This window comes from Streptomyces venezuelae (assembly GCF_008642315.1).
In the GTDB taxonomy this organism is placed as follows: domain Bacteria; phylum Actinomycetota; class Actinomycetes; order Streptomycetales; family Streptomycetaceae; genus Streptomyces; species Streptomyces venezuelae_D.
In genome coordinates this window covers 7431009-7449485 of the sequence record NZ_CP029192.1, presented here as the reverse complement: position 1 = coordinate 7449485, position 18477 = coordinate 7431009, and the positions used below count along the sequence as shown (strand labels likewise).

General features: G+C 71.8%; 16 protein-coding genes. 6 read left to right on the top strand and 10 right to left on the bottom strand.

Features of this window, described 5'->3' with window-relative positions:
* Window positions 1-15: 15 nt before the first annotated feature.
* The 4 genes from DEJ48_RS32945 to DEJ48_RS32930 all read left to right on the top strand — a co-directional run bounded on the left by DEJ48_RS32945 (window position 16) and on the right by DEJ48_RS32930 (window position 4692).
* Window positions 16-1404: a uracil-xanthine permease family protein gene (locus DEJ48_RS32945; RefSeq protein WP_150219795.1), complete on the top strand. Its 1389-nt coding sequence runs from the start codon at window positions 16-18 to the stop codon at window positions 1402-1404.
* A 213-nt stretch (window positions 1405-1617) separates the two neighbouring features.
* A complete protein-coding gene (locus tag DEJ48_RS32940; protein WP_150219794.1) occupies window positions 1618-2826 on the top strand; it encodes a Cmx/CmrA family chloramphenicol efflux MFS transporter in 1209 nt (402 codons plus the stop codon).
* Window positions 2827-2984: 158 nt separating this feature from the next.
* The gene (locus DEJ48_RS32935; RefSeq protein ID WP_150219793.1) at window positions 2985-3698 is read left to right on the top strand and encodes a DUF5995 family protein; all 714 of its coding nucleotides are present in this window, start codon (window positions 2985-2987) and stop codon (window positions 3696-3698) included.
* Window positions 3699-3759: 61 nt separating this feature from the next.
* Complete coding sequence (locus DEJ48_RS32930; protein WP_150219792.1) at window positions 3760-4692, top strand: TIGR03619 family F420-dependent LLM class oxidoreductase; 933 nt, start codon at window positions 3760-3762, stop codon at window positions 4690-4692.
* Window positions 4693-4858: 166 nt separating this feature from the next.
* On the opposite strand, the gene DEJ48_RS32925 is transcribed toward DEJ48_RS32930, so the two are convergent.
* Complete coding sequence (locus DEJ48_RS32925; RefSeq protein ID WP_150219791.1) at window positions 4859-6553, bottom strand: flavin monoamine oxidase family protein; 1695 nt, start codon at window positions 6551-6553, stop codon at window positions 4859-4861.
* Between the two features lie 64 nt (window positions 6554-6617).
* Complete coding sequence (locus DEJ48_RS32920; RefSeq protein WP_190537738.1) at window positions 6618-7415, bottom strand: carbon-nitrogen hydrolase family protein; 798 nt, start codon at window positions 7413-7415, stop codon at window positions 6618-6620.
* 236 nt (window positions 7416-7651) lie between these two features.
* Here DEJ48_RS32920 and DEJ48_RS32915 point away from each other — a divergent pair, with 236 nt between their 5' ends.
* Entirely contained in the window at window positions 7652-8185 is a 534-nt protein-coding gene (locus tag DEJ48_RS32915) for a hypothetical protein (RefSeq protein WP_150219790.1), read from the top strand.
* Here DEJ48_RS32915 and DEJ48_RS32910 read toward each other — a convergent pair.
* The 7 genes from DEJ48_RS32910 to rpe all read right to left on the bottom strand — a co-directional run bounded on the left by DEJ48_RS32910 (window position 8182) and on the right by rpe (window position 14764).
* Window positions 8182-8637, bottom strand: coding sequence for an Lrp/AsnC family transcriptional regulator (locus tag DEJ48_RS32910; RefSeq protein WP_055564807.1), 456 nt, complete (start codon window positions 8635-8637; stop codon window positions 8182-8184). The two genes, DEJ48_RS32915 and DEJ48_RS32910, sit on opposite strands and share 4 nt — an antisense overlap.
* Window positions 8638-8647: 10 nt before the next feature.
* Window positions 8648-10117: an amino acid permease gene (locus DEJ48_RS32905; protein ID WP_150219789.1), complete on the bottom strand. Its 1470-nt coding sequence runs from the start codon at window positions 10115-10117 to the stop codon at window positions 8648-8650.
* 303 nt (window positions 10118-10420) lie between these two features.
* Window positions 10421-11863 carry a GuaB1 family IMP dehydrogenase-related protein gene (locus DEJ48_RS32900; protein ID WP_190537735.1) on the bottom strand — a complete coding sequence of 481 codons (1443 nt, stop codon included), beginning with the start codon at window positions 11861-11863 and terminating at the stop codon, window positions 10421-10423.
* A 173-nt stretch (window positions 11864-12036) separates the two neighbouring features.
* A complete protein-coding gene (locus tag DEJ48_RS32895) occupies window positions 12037-12480 on the bottom strand; it encodes a barstar family protein (RefSeq protein ID WP_150219788.1) in 444 nt (147 codons plus the stop codon).
* Complete coding sequence (locus DEJ48_RS32890; RefSeq protein WP_150219787.1) at window positions 12477-12872, bottom strand: ribonuclease domain-containing protein; 396 nt, start codon at window positions 12870-12872, stop codon at window positions 12477-12479. Before DEJ48_RS32890 ends, DEJ48_RS32895 begins: the two co-directional genes overlap by 4 nt.
* Window positions 12873-12946: 74 nt before the next feature.
* Complete coding sequence (locus DEJ48_RS32885; RefSeq protein ID WP_150219786.1) at window positions 12947-13999, bottom strand: sugar-binding transcriptional regulator; 1053 nt, start codon at window positions 13997-13999, stop codon at window positions 12947-12949.
* A gap of 78 nt (window positions 14000-14077) precedes the next feature.
* Window positions 14078-14764, bottom strand: a complete 687-nt coding sequence (gene rpe, locus DEJ48_RS32880) for a ribulose-phosphate 3-epimerase (RefSeq protein ID WP_150219785.1) — start codon at window positions 14762-14764, stop codon at window positions 14078-14080.
* Between the two features lie 134 nt (window positions 14765-14898).
* Between rpe and DEJ48_RS32875 the strand changes: the two genes are divergently transcribed.
* Entirely contained in the window at window positions 14899-17010 is a 2112-nt protein-coding gene (locus tag DEJ48_RS32875; protein ID WP_150219784.1) for an MMPL family transporter, read from the top strand.
* Here DEJ48_RS32875 and DEJ48_RS32870 read toward each other — a convergent pair.
* Window positions 17007-18332: an MFS transporter gene (locus DEJ48_RS32870; protein ID WP_223832276.1), complete on the bottom strand. Its 1326-nt coding sequence runs from the start codon at window positions 18330-18332 to the stop codon at window positions 17007-17009. The genes DEJ48_RS32875 and DEJ48_RS32870 overlap by 4 nt on opposite strands.
* Window positions 18333-18477 lie beyond the last annotated feature (145 nt).

Here is an 18477-nt window from a genome sequence, read left to right as displayed (position 1 = left end):
AGCGACTAACTCACCATGGATCTCGGCGTGCGCTGGAAGCTGCACGGCGACGGGCGCACCCCCGCGCCCGGAGCCGTCGTCCGTCCCGACGAGCGGCTCTCCTGGCCGCGCACCTTCGGGCTCGGCGCCCAGCACGTGGTCGCCATGTTCGGCGCGTCCTTCGTGGCCCCCGTGCTCATGGGTCTCGACCCGAACCTCGCGATCATGATGTCGGGCGTCGCCACCATCATCTTCCTGCTCGCCACGCGCGGCCGGGTGCCCAGCTATCTGGGCTGTTCCCTCTCCTTCGTGGGCGTCGCCGCGGTCATCCGCGCGCAGGGCGGCTCCAGCGCGACGGTGACCGGCGCGGTCCTCGTCGTCGGCGCCGCGCTGTTCCTGGTGGGCCTCGCCGTGCAGAAGTTCGGGGCACGGATCATCCACGCCGCGATGCCGCCGATCGTGACGGGCGCAGTCGTCATGCTGATCGGCTTCAACCTGGCACCGGTCACGGCATCGACGTACTGGCCGCAGGACCAGTGGACGGCGCTCCTGGTGATGCTGTTCACCGGCCTCGCCGTGGTCTGCCTGCGCGGCTTCTGGTCGCGCGTCGCGATCTTCCTGGGCCTGATCTTCGGCTACGGCATCTCCTGGGTCTTCGACCAGGTCTTCGGCAAGATCCACTCGGCGGACGCCTCGGGCAAGGTCGTCGACCACTGGCGCCTGGACCTGTCCGCCGTCGGCCACGCCGACTGGATCGGCCTGCCGTCCTTCCACGCGCCGAGCTTCGAGTGGTCGGCGATCCTCGTGGCGCTGCCCGTCGTCATCGCGCTGATCGCCGAGAACGCCGGCCACGTCAAGGCCGTCGGCGAGATGACCGGCGACAACCTCGACGACAAGCTCGGCACGGCGATCTCCGCCGACGGCGCCGCGTCCGTGCTCTCCACCGCGGTCGGCGGCCCGCCCAACACCACGTACTCCGAGAACATCGGGGTGATGGCGGCGACCCGCGTCTACTCGACGGCCGCGTACTGGGCGGCGGCCTGCTTCGCCCTGCTCTTCGGGCTCTGCCCCAAGTTCGGCGCGGTCGTGGCCGCGATCCCCGGCGGCGTGCTCGGCGGCATCACCGTCATCCTGTACGGCATGATCGGCCTGCTCGGCGCCCAGATCTGGATCAACGCCAAGGTCGACCTGCGCAATCCGCTGAACCTGGTGCCCGCCGCGGCGGGCATCATCATCGGCGTCGGCGGCGTCTCCCTGAAGTTCACCGACAACTTCCAGCTGAGCGGCATCGCGCTCGGCACGATCGTCGTCATCACGGGCTACCACGTGCTGCGCGCCTTCGCCCCCGCCCACCTCAAGTCCCAGGAACCGCTCCTGGATTCGGGCACGTCCACCTACGACGAAGAGGACCGCGAGCGCGGCTGACAGCCTGTCCGCAAATCGTTGGACGTGGTGCGTCACGCCTGATTAGGGTGCGCACCATGTCCACTCCCGAGTCCGACAGACTCACGCCACCGGTTGTCCGGTGGCTTCTCGCGCCACAGCGCTGACGTGCCGGCCCACGGGCCGCCGCCGCCACCGGATCACCGCCCCGTGCCCTGATCCTGTCGATCCACATCGTGGTTGCGGAGTCCCGCTGTGCCCTTTGCCCTGTACCTCCTCGGGCTTGCCGTCTTCGCGCAAGGAACCTCCGAGTTCATGCTGTCGGGACTGATCCCCGACATCGCGCGCGACCTGTCCGTCACCGTTCCGGCCGCGGGCCATCTGACCTCGGCGTTCGCCGTGGGAATGATCGTCGGCGCGCCGCTCATGGCCATTCTGAGCCGCCGCTTCTCGCGCCGCGGCGCGCTCCTCGTCTTCCTCGTCACCTTCCTGCTCGTCCATGTCGTCGGCGCGCTCACCACGAGCTTCGCTGTGCTCCTGGTGACCCGTGTCGTCGGCGCGCTCGCCAACGCCGGCTTCCTCGCCGTCGCACTGGTCACCGCCACGAGCATGGTCGAGCCCGACGCGAAGGGACGCGCCACGTCCGCCCTGCTCGGCGGCGTGACCGTCGCCTGTGTCGCGGGCGTGCCCGCGGGCGCGCTGCTCGGCGAGGCGTGGGGCTGGCGCTCCGCGTTCTGGGCGGTGGCCCTGCTCTCACTGCCCGCCGTGCTCGCCATCGCGCGGGCCGTTCCCGCGGGGACGCCCGAGGCCGGGAAAGCGGGTGTGCTCGGGGAGCTGGGCGCGCTGCGCGGTCCGCGGCTCCTGGTGACGCTGCTGCTCGGCGCGCTGGTCAACGGCGCGACGTTCTGCACGTTCACCTACCTCTCCCCCGTCGTCACCCATGTCGCCGGTCTCGGCTCCGGCTGGGTGCCCGCGATGCTCGCGCTGTTCGGCGTCGGCTCCTTCGTCGGAGTCGCCGCGGCCGGGCGCCTCGCCGACGTCAGGCCCCTGCCCGTCCTCGTGTTCGGCTCGCTCGCGCTGCTCGCCGGGTGGGTCCTGTTCGCGGTGACGGCGGCGCATCCGGCGGCGGTGGTCGTCCTGGTCCTCGTCCAGGGCGCGCTGTCGTTCGGGGTCGGCTCCACGCTGATCGCGCGGGCGCTGTACGCCGCGGCCGACGCGCCCCACCTGGCGGGCGGGTTCGCGACGGCCGCGTTCAACGTGGGCGCCGCGCTCGGCCCGTGGCTCGGCGGCCTCGCGATCTCCGCCGGGCTCGGCTACCGCGCGCCGCTCTGGTTCAGCGCGGCGCTGGTGGCTTCGGCGCTGGTCATCGGGGGTACGGCGCTCGGGCTCGGCAAGCGGCGTCCCGCGCAGGTTCCGCCCTCGGTCGCGGCTCCGGAGCCGGCCGACTCACGCGCCCACCCGTAGGCGTACACGGGAGAGGGTGTGCACAGCCATGCGCGGGGAGTGGGCGCGCCGAGCCGCGTCCACTCCCCGCCCGCCCCGCACGCCGTGCGTTCCCTCGTTTCGGGGAAGTGCCCGGTGCGCTGGCGTCCGGGGCGGGCCGGGGCTGGGACCCTGCCCCCATGGCGCAGGTGGAGCGTTTCGCAGAGTTCAGGACCCGGGCCCGAGGGGCCGACGACGTCGACGGCGTGCTGGCGCGGATGCGGGCGCTCGGCGCCGACTGGCCGCCGCGCGACGGGGTCGCCGTCTTCAACCGCGTCTACCTCACGGTGACCGACGAAGTCGCCCGGCGCCTCGGCCGGGGCGCCTTCCCCGACACCCACGCCGCGAGCACCCTGGCCGTCCGCTTCGCCCATCGGTACCTCGCGGCCGTCGACGCGGCGGCCGAGGGGCGCCGCCCGCCCGCCTGCTGGCGCCCGCTGTTCCAGTACCGCCGCCATCCCGGAATCCACCCCCTGCAGTTCGCGCTCGCCGGCATCAACGCGCACATCGGGCACGACCTCGCGCTGGCCGTCGTCGACAGCTGCCGGGCACTCGGGTGCGAACCGGCCGATCTGGAGGACGAGTTCGACCGCGTGGGCGACTCGCTCGTCTCCCTGGAGGAGCGCATCCGCGAGGAGCTGATGCCGGGCCCCGACCTCCTCCAGGTCGGCGACCCGCTGACACACCTCGCCGGTTCCTGGAGCCTGGAGCGGGCCAGGGACGGCGCCTGGGCGTCGGGGCGGGCACTGTGGGCGCTGCGGGAACTGCCGTGCGTGGCGGAGGAGTTCGGGGAGCGGCTGGACGGGGCGGTGGGTCTGGTGGGCCGGATCCTGCTGACGCCGCTGCCGGACTGACAGCGATCGTTGTACGTTGAAACGACCGTTCTCGGCGTACCCGACGCAAAGGAGCACCGGTATGGCGACCCCTCTCGGACTGGGCCTGCCCCAGGGCAGTCAGTACGACATCGGACGCGACGTCCCCGCGGTGGCACGGGCCGCCGAGGACATGGGCTACGAAAGCCTGTGGGTCCACGAGCGCATCCTCTACCCCGAGCCCGCCACACAGGGCCTGTACGGAATCCCGGGCCGCCCCTGGCCCGACGCGTACCGCTCGGTCGCCGACCCGCTGATCGCCCTGACGCTCGCCGCGGCGGCCACGGAACGGGCCCGGCTCGGCACCAGCGTACTGGTCGCCCCGCTCCACATCCCGTTCCAACTGGCGCGCTCGCTGGCCTCGTTGGACGCGGCGAGCGGCGGCCGGGTCGTCGCGGGCTTCGGCACGGGCTGGTCCCGCGACGAGTACGCGGCCGCCTCCGTCGCCCCCTACGAGCGGCGCGGCAAGGTCCTGGACGAGCTGCTCGACGTCTGCCGTGCGGTGTGGGGCCCCGACCCGGTGGCGTACGAGGGTGAGCTGACCACCATCGCGCCGTCCGTGGTCGGACCCAAGCCCGCCGGGCCGATCCCGGTCCTGCTCCCCGCCAACAGCCCCCGCGCCCTGCGCAGGCTGGTGGACCGTGCGGACGGCTGGATGCCGGTGGCGGCGGGCCCCGAAGCCCTCGCCGAACAGGCCAAGACCCTGAAGGAACTGGCCACCGAGCGGGGCCGGACGCGCCCGCTCCACACCGTCCTGCGGGCCAACACGCGGTACACCCCCAAGGCACACGAGGGCGCCCGACGCGCCCCCTTCCAGGGCAACGTCGCCCAGATCGTCGAGGACCTCGCAGCGCACGCGTCCACGGGCGCGGTGGACGAGATCCTCATCGACCTGGCGGGCAGCACGGGGGACGCGGAGGAGCTGAGGGACGTGGCGGCGGAGGTGTACGGGGCGGTGAGGGCGGCAGGGGTATAGACGTCGCCCCCAGCCCGCGGGGGTGCGGGCTGGGGGCGTAGGCGTGGGCCGCCCCGCAGGGGCCGGCCCACGGGCGCGGGGCTGTGTCGTCTGCGGCTCCGCCGCGTGGGCGCGACCAGCCACGACGGGCCGTCAGGTGCCCACCGCCCCGGGCGAAACGGCGTGCTCAGTCCTCAGGCAGCTCGACGGGAGCAATCGAGTCGTACACATCCCCCGGACCGGGGTTCGTCGCGTCCGTCGCCCCACCGAAGTGGTGCATGACGCCCCACACCGCGTTCAGAGCGGTCTGCACCGCACCCTCGGCCCACCCCGCCGTCCAGGAGATGTCATCGCCCGCGAGGAAGATGCCCCGCTTGTCCTCGGGCAGCGACTCCTGCATGAAGTGGGTGAACAGACGCCGCTGGTAGCGGTAGTGGCCCGGCAGGTTCGCCTTGAACGCGCCCATGAAGTAGGGCTCGTTCTCCCACGACACGGTCACCGGGTTGCCGATGATGTGCTTCCGGATGTCGACCTTCGGGTAGATCTCGCCGAGCGACTTGAGCATGACCTCCATGCGCTCGTTCGCCGACAGCGGCAGCCACTTCAGGCTGTCGTCGCACCAGGTGTAGGAGAGGCAGATGACGGCGGGCTTGTCCGGCCCGTCGTCCAGCAGGTAGGTGCCGCGCGTCATCCGGTCGGTGAGCGTCATCGACATGACGTCACGGCCGGTCTCCTCATCCTTGTCCAGCCAGAACGGCCGGTCCACCGGCACGAACAGCTTCGAGCTCTCCATGTAGTGGGTGCGCTCCATCGCCGTCCAGTGGTCGATGGGGAAGAGCGAGTCGTCGCACTCGATCTTCGAGAGCAGCAGCCACGACTGGGCCGTGAAGATCGCGGCCTGGAAGGTGCGGATGTCGCCGGAGGCGTCCGTGACCGTCACGCGGTTCCCGGCGGTGCGGTTGAGACGGGTCACGGCGGGCTTCGGCGCGCCGCCCTCGTGCAGCGACGACAGGGACGTGCCCGGCTCCCAGTGCACGATCTTCTGCGGCTCGCGGTCCCACAGGCGCAGCGGCAGCTGCTGGCTGCCGCCGACGATGCCGCGGTGGTGGTCGTCGGCCTCGGTGTAGACGACGCGCAGGATCTCCAGGATGGAGTTCGGGAAGTCCGTGTCCCAGCCTCCCGTGCCGAAGCCGACCTGGCCGAAGATCTCGCGGTGCCGGAAGGACTTGAACGCCTCGGAGTCGCAGAGGAAGCCGTAGAACGTCTGGTTGTCGAGCTTCTCGACGAGCTTCGCCCAGATCTCGCGGATCTTCGGCACGTCGCGCTCGCGCAGGGCGCGGTTCATGTCGGAGAAGTCCGCACCCTCTTCGAGGCAGTCGTTCCACGCCTTCGCGACGTCACGGTAGACCTGCGGCAGGTCCTCGACCGTCTCGGCGTAGTGCGACTCGCCCTTGAGGTCGACGACTGTGGAGGGGGTCGACTCGGCGAGCGGATTGGGGAACGCGCTGGTCTTCAGGCCCACCAGGTCGATGTAGTGCTGCAGCGCCGTCGACGACGGCGGGAAGCGCATCGCGCCCATCTCGGCGGTCAGGTCGGCGTCGCATCCGTCGAAGCCGACGGTACGCAGCCGGCCGCCGATCTGGTCGGCCTCGTAGACGACGGGCTTGAGGCCCATCTTCATCAGCTCGTACGCGGCGATGATGCCGGAGAGACCGCCGCCGATGACGGCGACCTCGGTGCCGTGCTCGGTCGCGGGTATCTGGCCGAGGCCCGCGGGGTGGGCGAGGAAGTCGTCGTAGGCGTAAGGGAAGTCCGGACCGAACATGGTGATCGGCGGCTGGGCGTCGGTGTGCTGGATGGCCGTGGGCACAGTGGACGTCATGGGGTACGGACTCCTTGCGGGGGAACTGAAGCAGAAGGCTGCGGGGCTGCGGGGGGGGGAGGGCTCAGACGAGGGACGCGTACAGGCCGGGGCGGCGGTCGCGCAGGTACGGGTTGTTCTCGCGGGAGGAGCCCAGGAACTCCGGGTCGACGTCGCCGAGGACGAGCTCCTCGCCGCGGCCCGCACGGGCGCGCGCCACACCGTCGGGACCGACCAGCGTGGAGAGCCCGACGAACTCGAACTCCCCCTCGGGTCCGACTCGGTTGACGTACGCGACGTACAGCTGGTTCTCGAAGGCGCGCACCGGCACGAGGGACTCGGCGACGAACTGGAAGGGGTGCATCTGCGCGGTCGGCACGACGAGCAGGTCGGTGCCCGCGAGGGCGTGCGCGCGGACGTTCTCCGGGAACTCCACGTCGTAGCAGATCATCAGGCCGACGCGGACGCCGCCGAGCTCGGCCTGGACGACGGTCTGCTCGCCGGGGGTGAAGGAGTCGCGCTCGAAGCCGCCGAAGAGGTGGGTCTTGCGGTAGTTCGCGAGGCGGGCCCCGTCCGGGCCGATCAGCCGGACGGAGTTGAAGACCAGGTCGCCCTCGCGCTCCGGGTAGCCGTAGGCGACGCCGACCTCGTGGCGGGCCGCGATCGCGGCGACGGCCTTCGCGGAATCCCCGTCGACGGGCTCGGCGAGCCGGGCGATGTCGTCGCCGATCGCGTACCCCGTGAGGTACAGCTCGGGCGCCACGAGCAGCCCGGCGCCCGCCGCGGCGGCGCGTCCGGCGGCCGCGTCGAGTGCCGCGAGGTTCGCGTCGACGGAACCGGGCTGCCCGGAGCTCTGGAGCAGGGCGGTGCGCAGCGCAGGCATGGCGGATCCTCGGGGCGTGCGAAGGGGAAGGCGGGGTCGGTAAGACGGTACGGTCGGCGGCTGTGCCCGGACAAGGCGCGACCGTTGCGGGCAGCTGCGTGATCTGTTGCGCGTGGCGGGGTGTGCGCGGCGATTCGTTGCGCGTCGGCATGGGCCCCGGGTATCAAGGGGGTCTTCCTGCAGGCGCAGGGTGCGGGTGAGGCTCCCCGCCGCGCGGTGGAAGAGGAGTGGGGCCCGTGGCCGGACGTGCCGGAACCCCCTTCCGCGAGAACGTGATCACGCCCGGACGGACCGGGTGCACGGACTCCGAGACGGAGGCTTTCCATGATCCGCACAGCCACCCCGCACCCCCGCGCCATCGCCGTGGCCGCCGCGTCGCTGCTGACCGTGGGGGCGGCGGGGCGACCGGCACCTTCCACTTCGTCCACCTCGACAGGCCGGGCGGCGAGGGCGGCTGGGCGAAGGGCCGTGTCGACTGCCTGATGACGGGCGGCAAGGTCGCCACGGCGACCGGCATCATCACCGAGGGCAACTTCAAGAAGATGAAGGGCAAGCGCGTCGGCTTCACCGTCGACGACCGGGGTCGCAACGATCGCGTCGGATACAGCTGGGCGGCCTACGGAGCCACCCAGGGCCAACCCGACACCCTGGCGCTGTGCGCGAGCTCGGCCCCCTACGAGAAGGTCAGGAAGGGCACGGGCGACTCGGACGTCGTCCCGTGGAAGGTCCCGTACCCGGAGCCGCAGGAAGCCGGGAACGCCGGGAACTAGGCCGGAGACCCCGAAGAGAAGCGGCGCATCAGGGGCGAGAGCACGAGCACGGACTTCGTCCGCTCCACGAACGGCTCCCCCGCGATGCGCTCGAGGACCCGTTCGAAGTGCCGCATGTCCGCGGCGAAGACCTGCACGATCGCGTCCGCGTCACCGGTGACGGTGGACGCGGACGCGATCTCCGGGTAGCGCTCCAGGCCTCGCTGGATCGCCTCCGGTGAGGTGTTGCGGCGACAGTAGATCTCGATGAACCCCTCGGTCTCCCAGCCGAGGGCCGCCGGGTCCACGCGGACCGTGAAGCCGGTGATGGCCCCGGTGGCCCGCAGCCGGTCCACGCGCCGCTTCACGGCGGGCGCGGAGAGTCCGACCAGCTGGCCGATGTCGGCGTAGGAGCGGCGGGCGTCCTCGGCGAGGGCGTGCACGATGCGTTCGTCGAGATCGTTCAGTCGCACGGGGGGTGGATCACTTCTCTGCTGTGGCCAATCGGGAGCGGCTCATGCCGTACAGGAAGTAGAACACGAGGCCGACGGCCATCCAGACACCGAAGACCTTCCAGGTGGCGGAGTCGAGGCTGAACATGTTGTACGCGCAGAAGCCGAAGCCGAGCACGGGGAAGAGCCAGCCGAGCGGCACCCGGAAGGTGCGCGGCATGTCCGGGCGGGTCCTGCGCAGCACGACCACGGCGATGTTGACCAGACCGAAGGCGAACAGGGTGCCGATGCTGGTGGCGTCGACGAGCTTGCCGAGCGGGATGACGGAGGCGAGCGCCCCGCAGAACAGCGACACGATGACGGTGTTCACGCGGGGCGTGCCCGTCTTCTTGCTGACCCTGCCGAACGCCTTGGGGACCAGTCCGTCGCGGGACATGGCGAACAGGACGCGGGTCTGGCCGTAGAGGACGGTGAGGACGACGGAGGCGATGGAAATGACCGCGCCCGCGGCGAGGATCGTGCCCCACATGTGCTGGCCGCTGACGTCGTTCATGATCGCGGCGAGCGTGGCCTCGGAGCCCTCGAAGTCCTTCCAGTTCCAGGCGCCGACGGCGACGGCGGCGACCAGGACGTAGAGGGCGGTGACGATGACCAGCGACAGCATGATCGCGCGGGGCAGGTCGCGCTGCGGGTTCTTGGCCTCTTCGCCCGCGGTGGAGGCGGCGTCGAAGCCGATGTAGGAGAAGAAGAGGCTCGCGGCGGCGGCGCTGACACCGGCCGTGCCGAGCGGCATGAAGTCCGAGTAGTTGCCGGACTTGAAGCCCATGAAGCCGATGGTGCAGAAGAGCACGAGCGCGGCGATCTTCACGACGACCATGATCGTGTTGGCCGTCGCCGACTCCTTGGCGCCACCGAGCAGGAACACCATGGCGAGCAGTACGACGATCAGGCCGGGCAGGTTGATGATCGCGCCGTCGACCTCGCCGGGCGCCGCGGAGAGCGCGTCGGGGATGGTGACGCCGATGGTCCCGTCGAGCAGCTCGTTGAGGTACTCGCCCCAGCCGACCGCGACCGCGGCGACCGAGACGCCGTACTCCAGGACGAGGCACCAGCCGCAGACCCAGGCGACGAGTTCACCCATCGTTGCGTACGCGTACGAGTACGAGGAACCGGCCACCGGGATGGAGCCGGCCAGCTCCGCGTACGACAGCGCGGAGAAGAGCGCGGTGAGTCCGGCGATCACGAAGGAGATGGTGACGGCGGGACCGGCCTTGGGGACGCTCTCGCCGAGGACGACGAAGATGCCGGTGCCGAGCGTGGCGCCGATGCTGATCATGGTCAGCTGCCACATGCCGAGGGAGCGCCGCAGCGCCCCTCCCTCGCCCTGGCCACCCTCCTCGACCAGGCGTTCCACCGGCTTGCGGCGCATGAGACGGCCGGCGAGGCCAGGGCTGCCCGGGGGGCTTGGGCGGTTCTGCGGGGGTGCGCCTTGGTCGAGCACGCGCTGGCTCCTTCATCGCTGCCGGTCAGGGCGGCGAGGACCCACGGCACCCGCGCTTGGCGACGGGAACCACCGAGCAGGCAGTCCCCGCCACACCACGTTCAGCGCCTGACTCTAGAGTCCATGGCTTCCCGACCGTAATGCAGCAACCTTGCGTACCGCCGAATGATCATTGCGCACTTCCGTCATATGCGTCTCTTCGTTGCGCGGTCCGTTTCGTCCGTTGCGTTCCGCCCGTCACCGGGAGCACGACGAAGGCCCCCGCGGACGCACCGCGGGGGCCTTCGTGCAGGTCGGGAAGGGTCAGCTCCAGCTGGCGTGCAGCGGCTTGCCCTCCGCGTAACCGGCGGCGCTCTGGATGCCGACCGTGGCCCTCTCGGCGAACTCCTCCAGGGAGGCCGCGCCCGCGTACGTGCAGGAGGAGCGGACGCCCGCGATGATCGAGTCGATCAGGTCCTCGACGCCGGGCCGTGCCGGGTCGAGGAACATGCGGGAGGTCGAGATGCCCTCCTCGAAGAGCGCCTTGCGGGCGCGGTCGTACGCGGACTCCTCGGAGGTGCGGTTGCGCACGGCACGGGCGGAGGCCATGCCGAACGACTCCTTGTAGGCGCGGCCCTGGGCGTCGTGCTGGAGGTCGCCCGGGGACTCGTAGGTGCCCGCGAACCAGGAGCCGACCATGACGTTCGACGCGCCGGCGGCGAGCGCCATGGCGACGTCGCGCGGGTGGCGGACACCGCCGTCGGCCCAGACGTGCTTGCCGAACTTCTTGGCCTCGGCGGCGCATTCGAGCACCGCGGAGAACTGCGGGCGGCCCACGCCGGTCATCATGCGGGTGGTGCACATGGCGCCGGGGCCGACACCCACCTTGATGATGTCGGCGCCGGCCTCGATGAGGTCGCGGACGCCCTCGGCGGCGACGATGTTGCCCGCCACGATCGGGACCTGCGGGTCGAGCGCGCGCACGGCCTTCACCGCGGAGATCATCGACTCCTGGTGGCCGTGCGCGGTGTCGACGACGAGCGTGTCGACGCCCGCGTCGAGGAGCTGCTTGGCCTTGCCCGCCACGTCACCGTTGATGCCGACGGCCGCGGCGATGCGCAGGCCGCCGTCGGCGTCGACGGCCGGGGTGTAGAGCGTCGCGCGCAGGGCGCCCGTACGGGTGAGGATGCCGGCGAGGCGGCCGTCCTTGTCCACCGCAGGGGCGTAGCGCCGGTTGGCGGCGTCCAGCTTGTTGAAGGCGTCGCGCGGGTCGATGTCGGCGTCCAGGAGCAGCAGGTCCCGGGACATGACCTCGGAGAGCTGCGTGAAGCGGTCGACGCCGGAGAGGTCGGCGTCCGTGACGACGCCGAGGGGCTTCTGGTCGGCGTCGACGACGACACCGGCGTCGTGCGCGCGCTTGGGCAGCAGGGCGAGCGCGTCGGCGACGGTCTGCGTGGGGGCCAGGACGATGGGGGTGTCCAGGACGTGGTGGCGCGTCTTGACCCAGGAGACGACCTCGGTGACGACCTCGATCGGGATGTCCTGGGGGATGACGACGAGGCCGCCGCGGCGGGCGACGGTCTCGGCCATGCGGCGGCCGGCGATCGCGGTCATGTTGGCGACGACCAGCGGGATCGTGGTGCCGGTGCCGTCGGGCGACGAGAGGTCCACGCCCTGGCGGGATCCGACGGCGGAGCGCCTCGGGACCATGAAGACGTCGTCGTACGTCAGGTCGTACGCAGGCTGGATGTCATTGAGGAAGCGCACGTGCTGCTCATCCCAGTCGATCAGAGGTGGCCCCCGGACAGGTAGCCGGGGGAAAAGCACGTACTTCATTCTCCCATGCCGCCGGGGTTGTGCCGCCTGGGACGATCACCCAGGCGGGCCGGTGGGGCACTGGTCCGATCATCCAAGGAGCAGCCGGAAACGGAACAGCGGGTTCAGTCGCCGCCACGCTCCGTGTCGGCACAGTCGGCACAGTCGGCGCTGTCGGCGCTGTCGGCGCTGTCGGCGGGACCGAGCGCGAGCACGATCTCAAGACCGCCTTCCGCCGCCCCCCGCCAGTGCTCGACGGCCGAGGAGAACACGTCCTGGGCGATCCGCCACTCCCCCGGCGCCGCGTCCGCGTACTCCTGCCATCCGGATACGACGAGCAGCCTCCCGCGCGCGGGCCGCTCCCACGACAGATCGGTGAGGCAGTCGGCGAGCGCGTCCCAGTTGCGCCCGAACCAGTCGGGCAGGCCGAGCCCGCGGGCGCAGCGCTCCATGAAGGCGGCCTTGTCCGTCACACCCGAGAGGGAGAGCGTCGTGGTGGCCCATCCTGCGCCGCGCACGGCCTCCAGCACGGGCGTGAACGGGTCCCCGCCCGCGTCGTGGGTCGTCATCGCCTCAGCACCGCCTTGAAGGACGCGTAGTGGTCGTCGGTGTAGTAGACCTCGTCACCGCTCCCGGTGACGATCCGCCGAGCCCCGCGCCCCCGCTCGCCGGGCGTGCGGACGGTGTACTCGTGGTAGTACCCACGCTTCTGCCGCGGCAGCTCGCGCTCGAAGTTGCCGAAGACGGTGCCGTCCTTCGGGTACGGGAAGGGGCCCCCGTCGTCGATGAGACGCAACGTCTGCCGCGCCTCACCGGGCAGCCGCTCGGCCTGGACGGTGGCCATGCCACGGGCCCAGGCGGGGGCGTCCCGGTCGCCGCCCGCGGACGAGCACCCGGCGACGAAAACCGCGAAGCAGGCGAGCAGAACCCCCAGGGCGCGGGGAACGAACCGGTACACCATGCGTCAGACCTTGCCACGGCGCCCCGTAAGGGGCGCGGGGAACTGCGCGAACAACCCCCACGACCCGCAGACGCTCAGCTCCCGTCCGGATCCGCCCGATCAAGTGCGGGCCGAGGCGCGGCCCCGGCGACAAGCAACTGATCGGCAGCAGCCGTGTCCGTCACCAGGCTGGTGACAAGCCCGGACCGCAGCACCGCGTCGATGGCGGCAGCCTTCCGCTGCCCGCCCGCGATGGCGACGACTTCCGGAATCCGCCGGAGCCGATCCGCCTCGACGGTGATGCACCGCTCCCCGAGGTCCCGCCCGACCCGACGCCCCTCGGCGTCGAACAGGTGGGCCGACATCTCCGCGGCGACGCCCAGCGAGGCGTAGTGCGCCCGCTCCTCGTCACTGAGCATGTCGTGGACGGTGGAGATCCCCGGCTCCCAGGAGCCGATGGAGACGCAGGCGACCGTGACCTTGTCGAAGTACTCGAAGGCGCGGGCGATGCCGGTCTGGTTGCGCAGCGCCGCCGCGGTCGCGGGGTCGGGCAGCAGCATCGGCGCATAGATGGGGTGGGCCTCGCCGCCGGACACCTGGGCGGCGCGGCGGACGGCCTCGACGGAGCCGCGCTCCGCGGTCCCGGCGTCGTACACACCCGTCAGCTGCACGACCGTGCAGGGCGGCAGCTGGTCCAGCGCGGCCGCCATGTGGATCGTGGAGCGGCCCCAGGCGAGGCCGAGCACGTCGCCCTCGGTGACGAGCTCGCCGAGGAGGTCCGCCGCCACCTCCCCGAGGTTCTCCGGGTCGGGCGACTCGTCGATCTCGTCGGCGGGCGCCGGCGACTCCACGACGACGGCGTGCCGCAGGCCGTAGCGGGCGCGCAGCGCGTCCGAGCGCTCCGCGTCCAGCTCGGCGGGCACCCGGATCTCGATACGCACGAGATCACGCTCCAGGGCGGTCTCCAGGACCCGCGCCACCTTGAAGCGGCTGACGCCGAACTCCTCGGCGATCTGGATCTTGGACTTGCCCTCGAGGTAGAAGCGGCGGGCCATGGCCGCCGCCTGCACCAGCTCCGCGGGTCCCATCCGCATGGCTGACCGACCCGCCGACATGGCCGACACGGCGCTCTCCTCACTGCTGTTCACAAACTGGATTCGCCGTTCATCCTTGCAGATCCGGCCTGGTCGATCAGCCCTGGCGGACTGCGTTCACGTTCCCTTGGCTCAGTGGTCGCACGCCCAGCCGCTTGACGCGGTCTTTGCCTCGGCTTGGGTGCGCAATGAACGTACCGCGTCCGCGGGATCCTTGGCGCCGTAGACCGCGGAGCCGGCGACGAAGACGTCGGCCCCGGCCTCGGCGCAGCGCTCGATGGTCTCGGCCGAGACGCCGCCGTCGACCTGCAGCCACATCTCCAGGCCGTGCTTGGCGATCAGCTCACGGGTGCGGCGGATCTTGGGCAGCATGATGTCGAGGAACGCCTGGCCACCGAAGCCGGGCTCGACCGTCATGATCAGCAGCATGTCGAGCTCGGGGAGCAGATCCTCGAACGGCTCGATGGGCGTCGCGGGCTTCAGCGCCATCGAGGCGCGGGCGCCCTTGGCGCGGATCTCGCGCGCGAGCCGGACCGGGGCCGCGGCCGCCTCCGCGTGGAAGGTGACGGACCCGGCGCCCGCCTCGACGTACTGCGGGGCCCAGCGATCGGGGTCCTCGATCATCAGATGGCAGTCCAGAGGCGTGTCCGTCGCACGGGCCAGCGACTCTACGATCGGCACCCCGAGCGTGAGGTTCGGGACGAAGTGGTTGTCCATCACGTCGACGTGGAGCCAGTCGGCGCCTTCGACTGCCTTTGCCTCCTCGGCAAGACGGGCGAAGTCCGCGGACAGGATGCTGGGGTTGATCTGCACGGCCATGCCCCAAGCCTGCCATGCCCGGCGCTCGTTGCTGACCGCAGTCCACCGCATGGGCACGGTGGCTCCCGCGACCGCGTGCCGAGTGCCATGCTGGACGGTCCAGCGGCACCGCGCACGGCAAGCGGGGGGAAGCCATGGCGGAGGAACGGCGGCAGGAGCGGCGCGGCGTCGCGTGGCTGGTCTGCGGGCGGCGCGCCAAGTGGCTGGTGGTGCTGTTCTGGCTGGTGGTGATCATCGTCGCGGCGCCCCTGGCCCAGAAGCTCACCGACGCCCAGGAGAACGACGCGGAGTCCTGGCTGCCCGGCTCCGCCGAATCGACCCAAGTACTGGACATCTCGGCCGAGTTCAGGCCCGAGGTGATCCCGGCGATCGTCGTGTACGCACGCGAAGGCGGCCTCACCGCGGCGGACCGCGAGCAGATCACCGAGGACGTCCGCCAGGCCGGGGAACTGCGCGCCCACGGCATCCGCGGCGCCGAGACCCGCGGCCCCGTGTACGACGAGAAGGCGAACCCCGAGGCGGCTCAGGTGGCCGTCCCGATCACCATGGACGCCGAGGGCTGGGAGCGCATCGGACCCGCCGTCGACAGCATCCGGGAACGGGTCGGGAACGGCGGCGACGGCCTCGCCGTGCACATCACCGGGCCCGGCGGCACCGGCGCGGACTCGGCGGAGGCCTTCGAGGGCATCGACTCGACGCTGCTGCTCGCGGCGGCCGGCATCGTGATCGTCATCCTGCTGTTCACCTACCGCAGCCCGACGCTGCTCCTCGCCCCGCTGCTCTCCGTGATCACCGCGCTGTTCACGGCCCAGGCCCTCGTCTACCTCCTCGCCGAGCACGCCGACCTCACCGTCAACGGCCAGAGCGCGGGCATCCTGACGGTCCTCGTCTTCGGCGCGGGCACCGACTACGCGCTCCTCCTGGTCGCTCGCTATCGCGAAGAACTCCGCCGCCACGAGGACCGCCACGAGGCGATGGCCCTCGCCCTGCACCGGGCGGGTCCCGCGGTCCTCGCGTCGGGCGCGACGGTCGTCCTGAGCATGCTGGTGCTGCTGGCCGCCGAGATGAACTCGACGAGCGGCCTCGGCCCGGTCGCCGCGATCGGCGTCACGGTGGGGCTCCTGGCGATGCTGTCGCTCTTCCCCGCCCTGCTCGTCATCTTCGGCCGGTGGTTCTTCTGGCCGCTGATCCCGCACGTCGGCTCCCCCGAACCGACCGAGCGCGGCCTGTGGGCGCGCACGGGCCGGCGCATCGACCGCCGCCCGCGGCTGATCTGGGGCGTCACGGCGGCGACCCTCGCACTCCTCTCGCTCGGGCTCCTGCAACTGCGGGCCGAGGGCCTCAGCAACGCCGACGCCTTCACCGACAAGCCGGACTCGATCACCGGCCAGGAGGTCCTCGCACGGCACTTCCCCGCGGGCTCCGGCGATCCGCTGGTGATCGTGGCCGGTCAGGCGCAGGACGACGCCGTCGTCCGCGTCGTACGGGACACGCGCGGCGTGGTGCCCGCGAGTGTCGCACGGCCGCCGGGGACGAAGGCCGAGCACGACGGCAAGGTGCTGTTCGAGGCGACGCTGACCGATCCGTCCGACAGCGCGGCCGCGAAACGGACGGTGGAACGGGTGCGCGACGCCGTCCACGCCGTACCCGACGCGGACGCGCGGGTGGGCGGCGGCACGGCGGCCCTGCTCGACATGGACCGCGCCACGGCCCACGACAACAAACTGATCATCCCGCTCGTCCTCGCCGTGGTCCTGCTGATCCTCGCGGTGCTGCTGCGCGCGGTGGTGGCCCCGCTGCTGCTCATCGCGACGGTGGTCCTGTCCTTCGCGACGGCCCTCGGCCTCAGCGCGCTGGCCTTCCGCCACCTCTTCGACTACGCGGGCGAGCCGACGGACTTCCCGCTCTTCGTCTTCGTGTTCCTGGTGGCACTCGGCATCGACTACAACATCTTCCTGTCGACCCGCATCCGTGAGGAGGCGGGCCACCAGGGCACGCGCGCGGGCGTCCTGACCGGCCTCGCCGCGACCGGCGCGGTGATCACCTCGGCGGGCCTGGTCCTCGCGGGCACGTTCGCGGCGCTCGGCACGCTCCCGATGGTGGCGTTCGCCGAGATCGGCTTCGCGGTGGCGCTCGGCGTCCTTCTCGACACCTTCGTCGTCCGTTCGGTCCTGGTGACGGCGCTGTTCCTGGACGTGGGGCCGAAGGTGTGGTGGCCGCATCCGCTGGCACGGCGTGGGGACTAAGGCCTTGTCGTGGGCGTGATGGTGAGGCGCCGCACCTGTGGCAGGACCAGCGGGAGCAGCGCGGCGGCCATGACGACGGCAGCCGCCCAGACGAGGGTGGTGTCCAGTCCGAGCCGGGCGGCCACGGGCCCGGTCAGGAGGTAGGCGACGGGTACGGGCAGCATCTGGCCGAGCGTCGAGTACGACAGGACCCGGCTGAGCCGGTCGCCCGGGATGCGTTCCTGGAGCAGCGAGAGCCATACGACCATGGCGAGCTCCAGGCCCGCACCCGCCACAACGAAGGCGGCCACCAGCGCGGGCAGCGGGGCACGGACGGCCATCGCCGCGAGGGGCAGGGCCAGCATCACCGTCCCCCCGCACACGACGGCACCCGCGGCGGACGGCCGCCACGCGAGTGCCAGCGCGGCCCCCGCGATCAGACCGCCGGTGAACGCGGACACGACCACGCCCCACAGCGCGGCCCCGCCGAGGACCCGTTGCGCGTACAGGGGCCCCAGCATCTGGTAGCCCGCCAGCCACGCGGAGCCGGTCACGGCGGCCTGGCACACCATCACCGCCAGCCAGCGCCGCTGCCACACCTCCTGCCAGCCGCGTCCCATCTCACCCCGCAGGCCCCTACCCGGCCTGCCCTCGCGTGGCGCCGCGGAGTCCGGACGTACGGCCGCCCGGTCCACCTTGATCCGCGCGAACAGCACGGCAGACACCGCGAACGTCACCGCGTCCCAGACGAGCGCCAGGGCCGGGCCCGCCGCGGCGATGAGCACGCCGCCGAGCGCCGGTCCCGCCATCTTCCCCATGTTCTGCCCGAACTTCAGGAGGGCGTTGGCCGTGCGCCGCTGTCCGGTCGGCACCACCTCGACGACGGCACCGTCCGCCGCAGGCACGAAGAAGGCGCTCGCCGAGCCGCACACCCCCGACGTGACCGCGAGCTGCCAGGTGTGGACGGCTCCCGACCAGAGCAGACACGCGGCCGCCGTCTCGACGAGCGCGCACACGACGTTGCACCACACCATCACCCGGAAGCGGTGGTACCGGTCTGCGATCACGCCACCGAGCGGCAGCAGGACGATCTGTGGCAGGACGCCGGCCGCGAGCACGATCCCCAGGGTCTGCGGGCCACCGCCGGTGGCGAGCGCGGCGAAAGCGAGCGCCAGCGGGGCGACGGCCGAACCCGCCCACGACAACAGGCAGCCGCACCAGTGCAGCCGGAAACCACGCCCGGCGAGCGGCACGACGGCCTCGCGCAGCCGGGCCCGCCACGTGGCCCGTACGTCGGACCGTGACTCCGTCGGATCCGGCGGCGCCGCGCTGACCGGCCTCACTCCCCGCCCCTCCGAAGCACACGGTCCCGGTGCGGTGGAACCGGGTGACGAACGGAGACTCTAGGGCGGCGACGAGCCCGCACACGGCGGACGCGCCAACCGCGCCCGAGCTGTCACCCGGAGCGAGGGGTCACCCCGAGCGAGG

Excerpts from the sequence above, each read along its gene's own strand:
- DEJ48_RS32945 (WP_150219795.1), top strand. The coding sequence starts at position 16 with ATGGATCTCGGCGTGCGCTGGAAGCTGCACGGCGACGGGCGCACCCCC.
- DEJ48_RS32935 (WP_150219793.1), top strand. The coding sequence starts at position 2,985 with ATGGCGCAGGTGGAGCGTTTCGCAGAGTTCAGGACCCGGGCCCGAGGG.
- DEJ48_RS32930 (WP_150219792.1), top strand. The coding sequence starts at position 3,760 with ATGGCGACCCCTCTCGGACTGGGCCTGCCCCAGGGCAGTCAGTACGAC.
- DEJ48_RS32925 (WP_150219791.1), bottom strand. The coding sequence starts at position 6,553 with ATGACGTCCACTGTGCCCACGGCCATCCAGCACACCGACGCCCAGCCG.
- DEJ48_RS32920 (WP_190537738.1), bottom strand. The coding sequence starts at position 7,415 with ATGCCTGCGCTGCGCACCGCCCTGCTCCAGAGCTCCGGGCAGCCCGGT.
- DEJ48_RS32895 (WP_150219788.1), bottom strand. The coding sequence starts at position 12,480 with ATGACGACCCACGACGCGGGCGGGGACCCGTTCACGCCCGTGCTGGAG.
- DEJ48_RS32890 (WP_150219787.1), bottom strand. The coding sequence starts at position 12,872 with ATGGTGTACCGGTTCGTTCCCCGCGCCCTGGGGGTTCTGCTCGCCTGC.
- rpe (WP_150219785.1), bottom strand. The coding sequence starts at position 14,764 with ATGGCCGTGCAGATCAACCCCAGCATCCTGTCCGCGGACTTCGCCCGT.
- DEJ48_RS32875 (WP_150219784.1), top strand. The coding sequence starts at position 14,899 with ATGGCGGAGGAACGGCGGCAGGAGCGGCGCGGCGTCGCGTGGCTGGTC.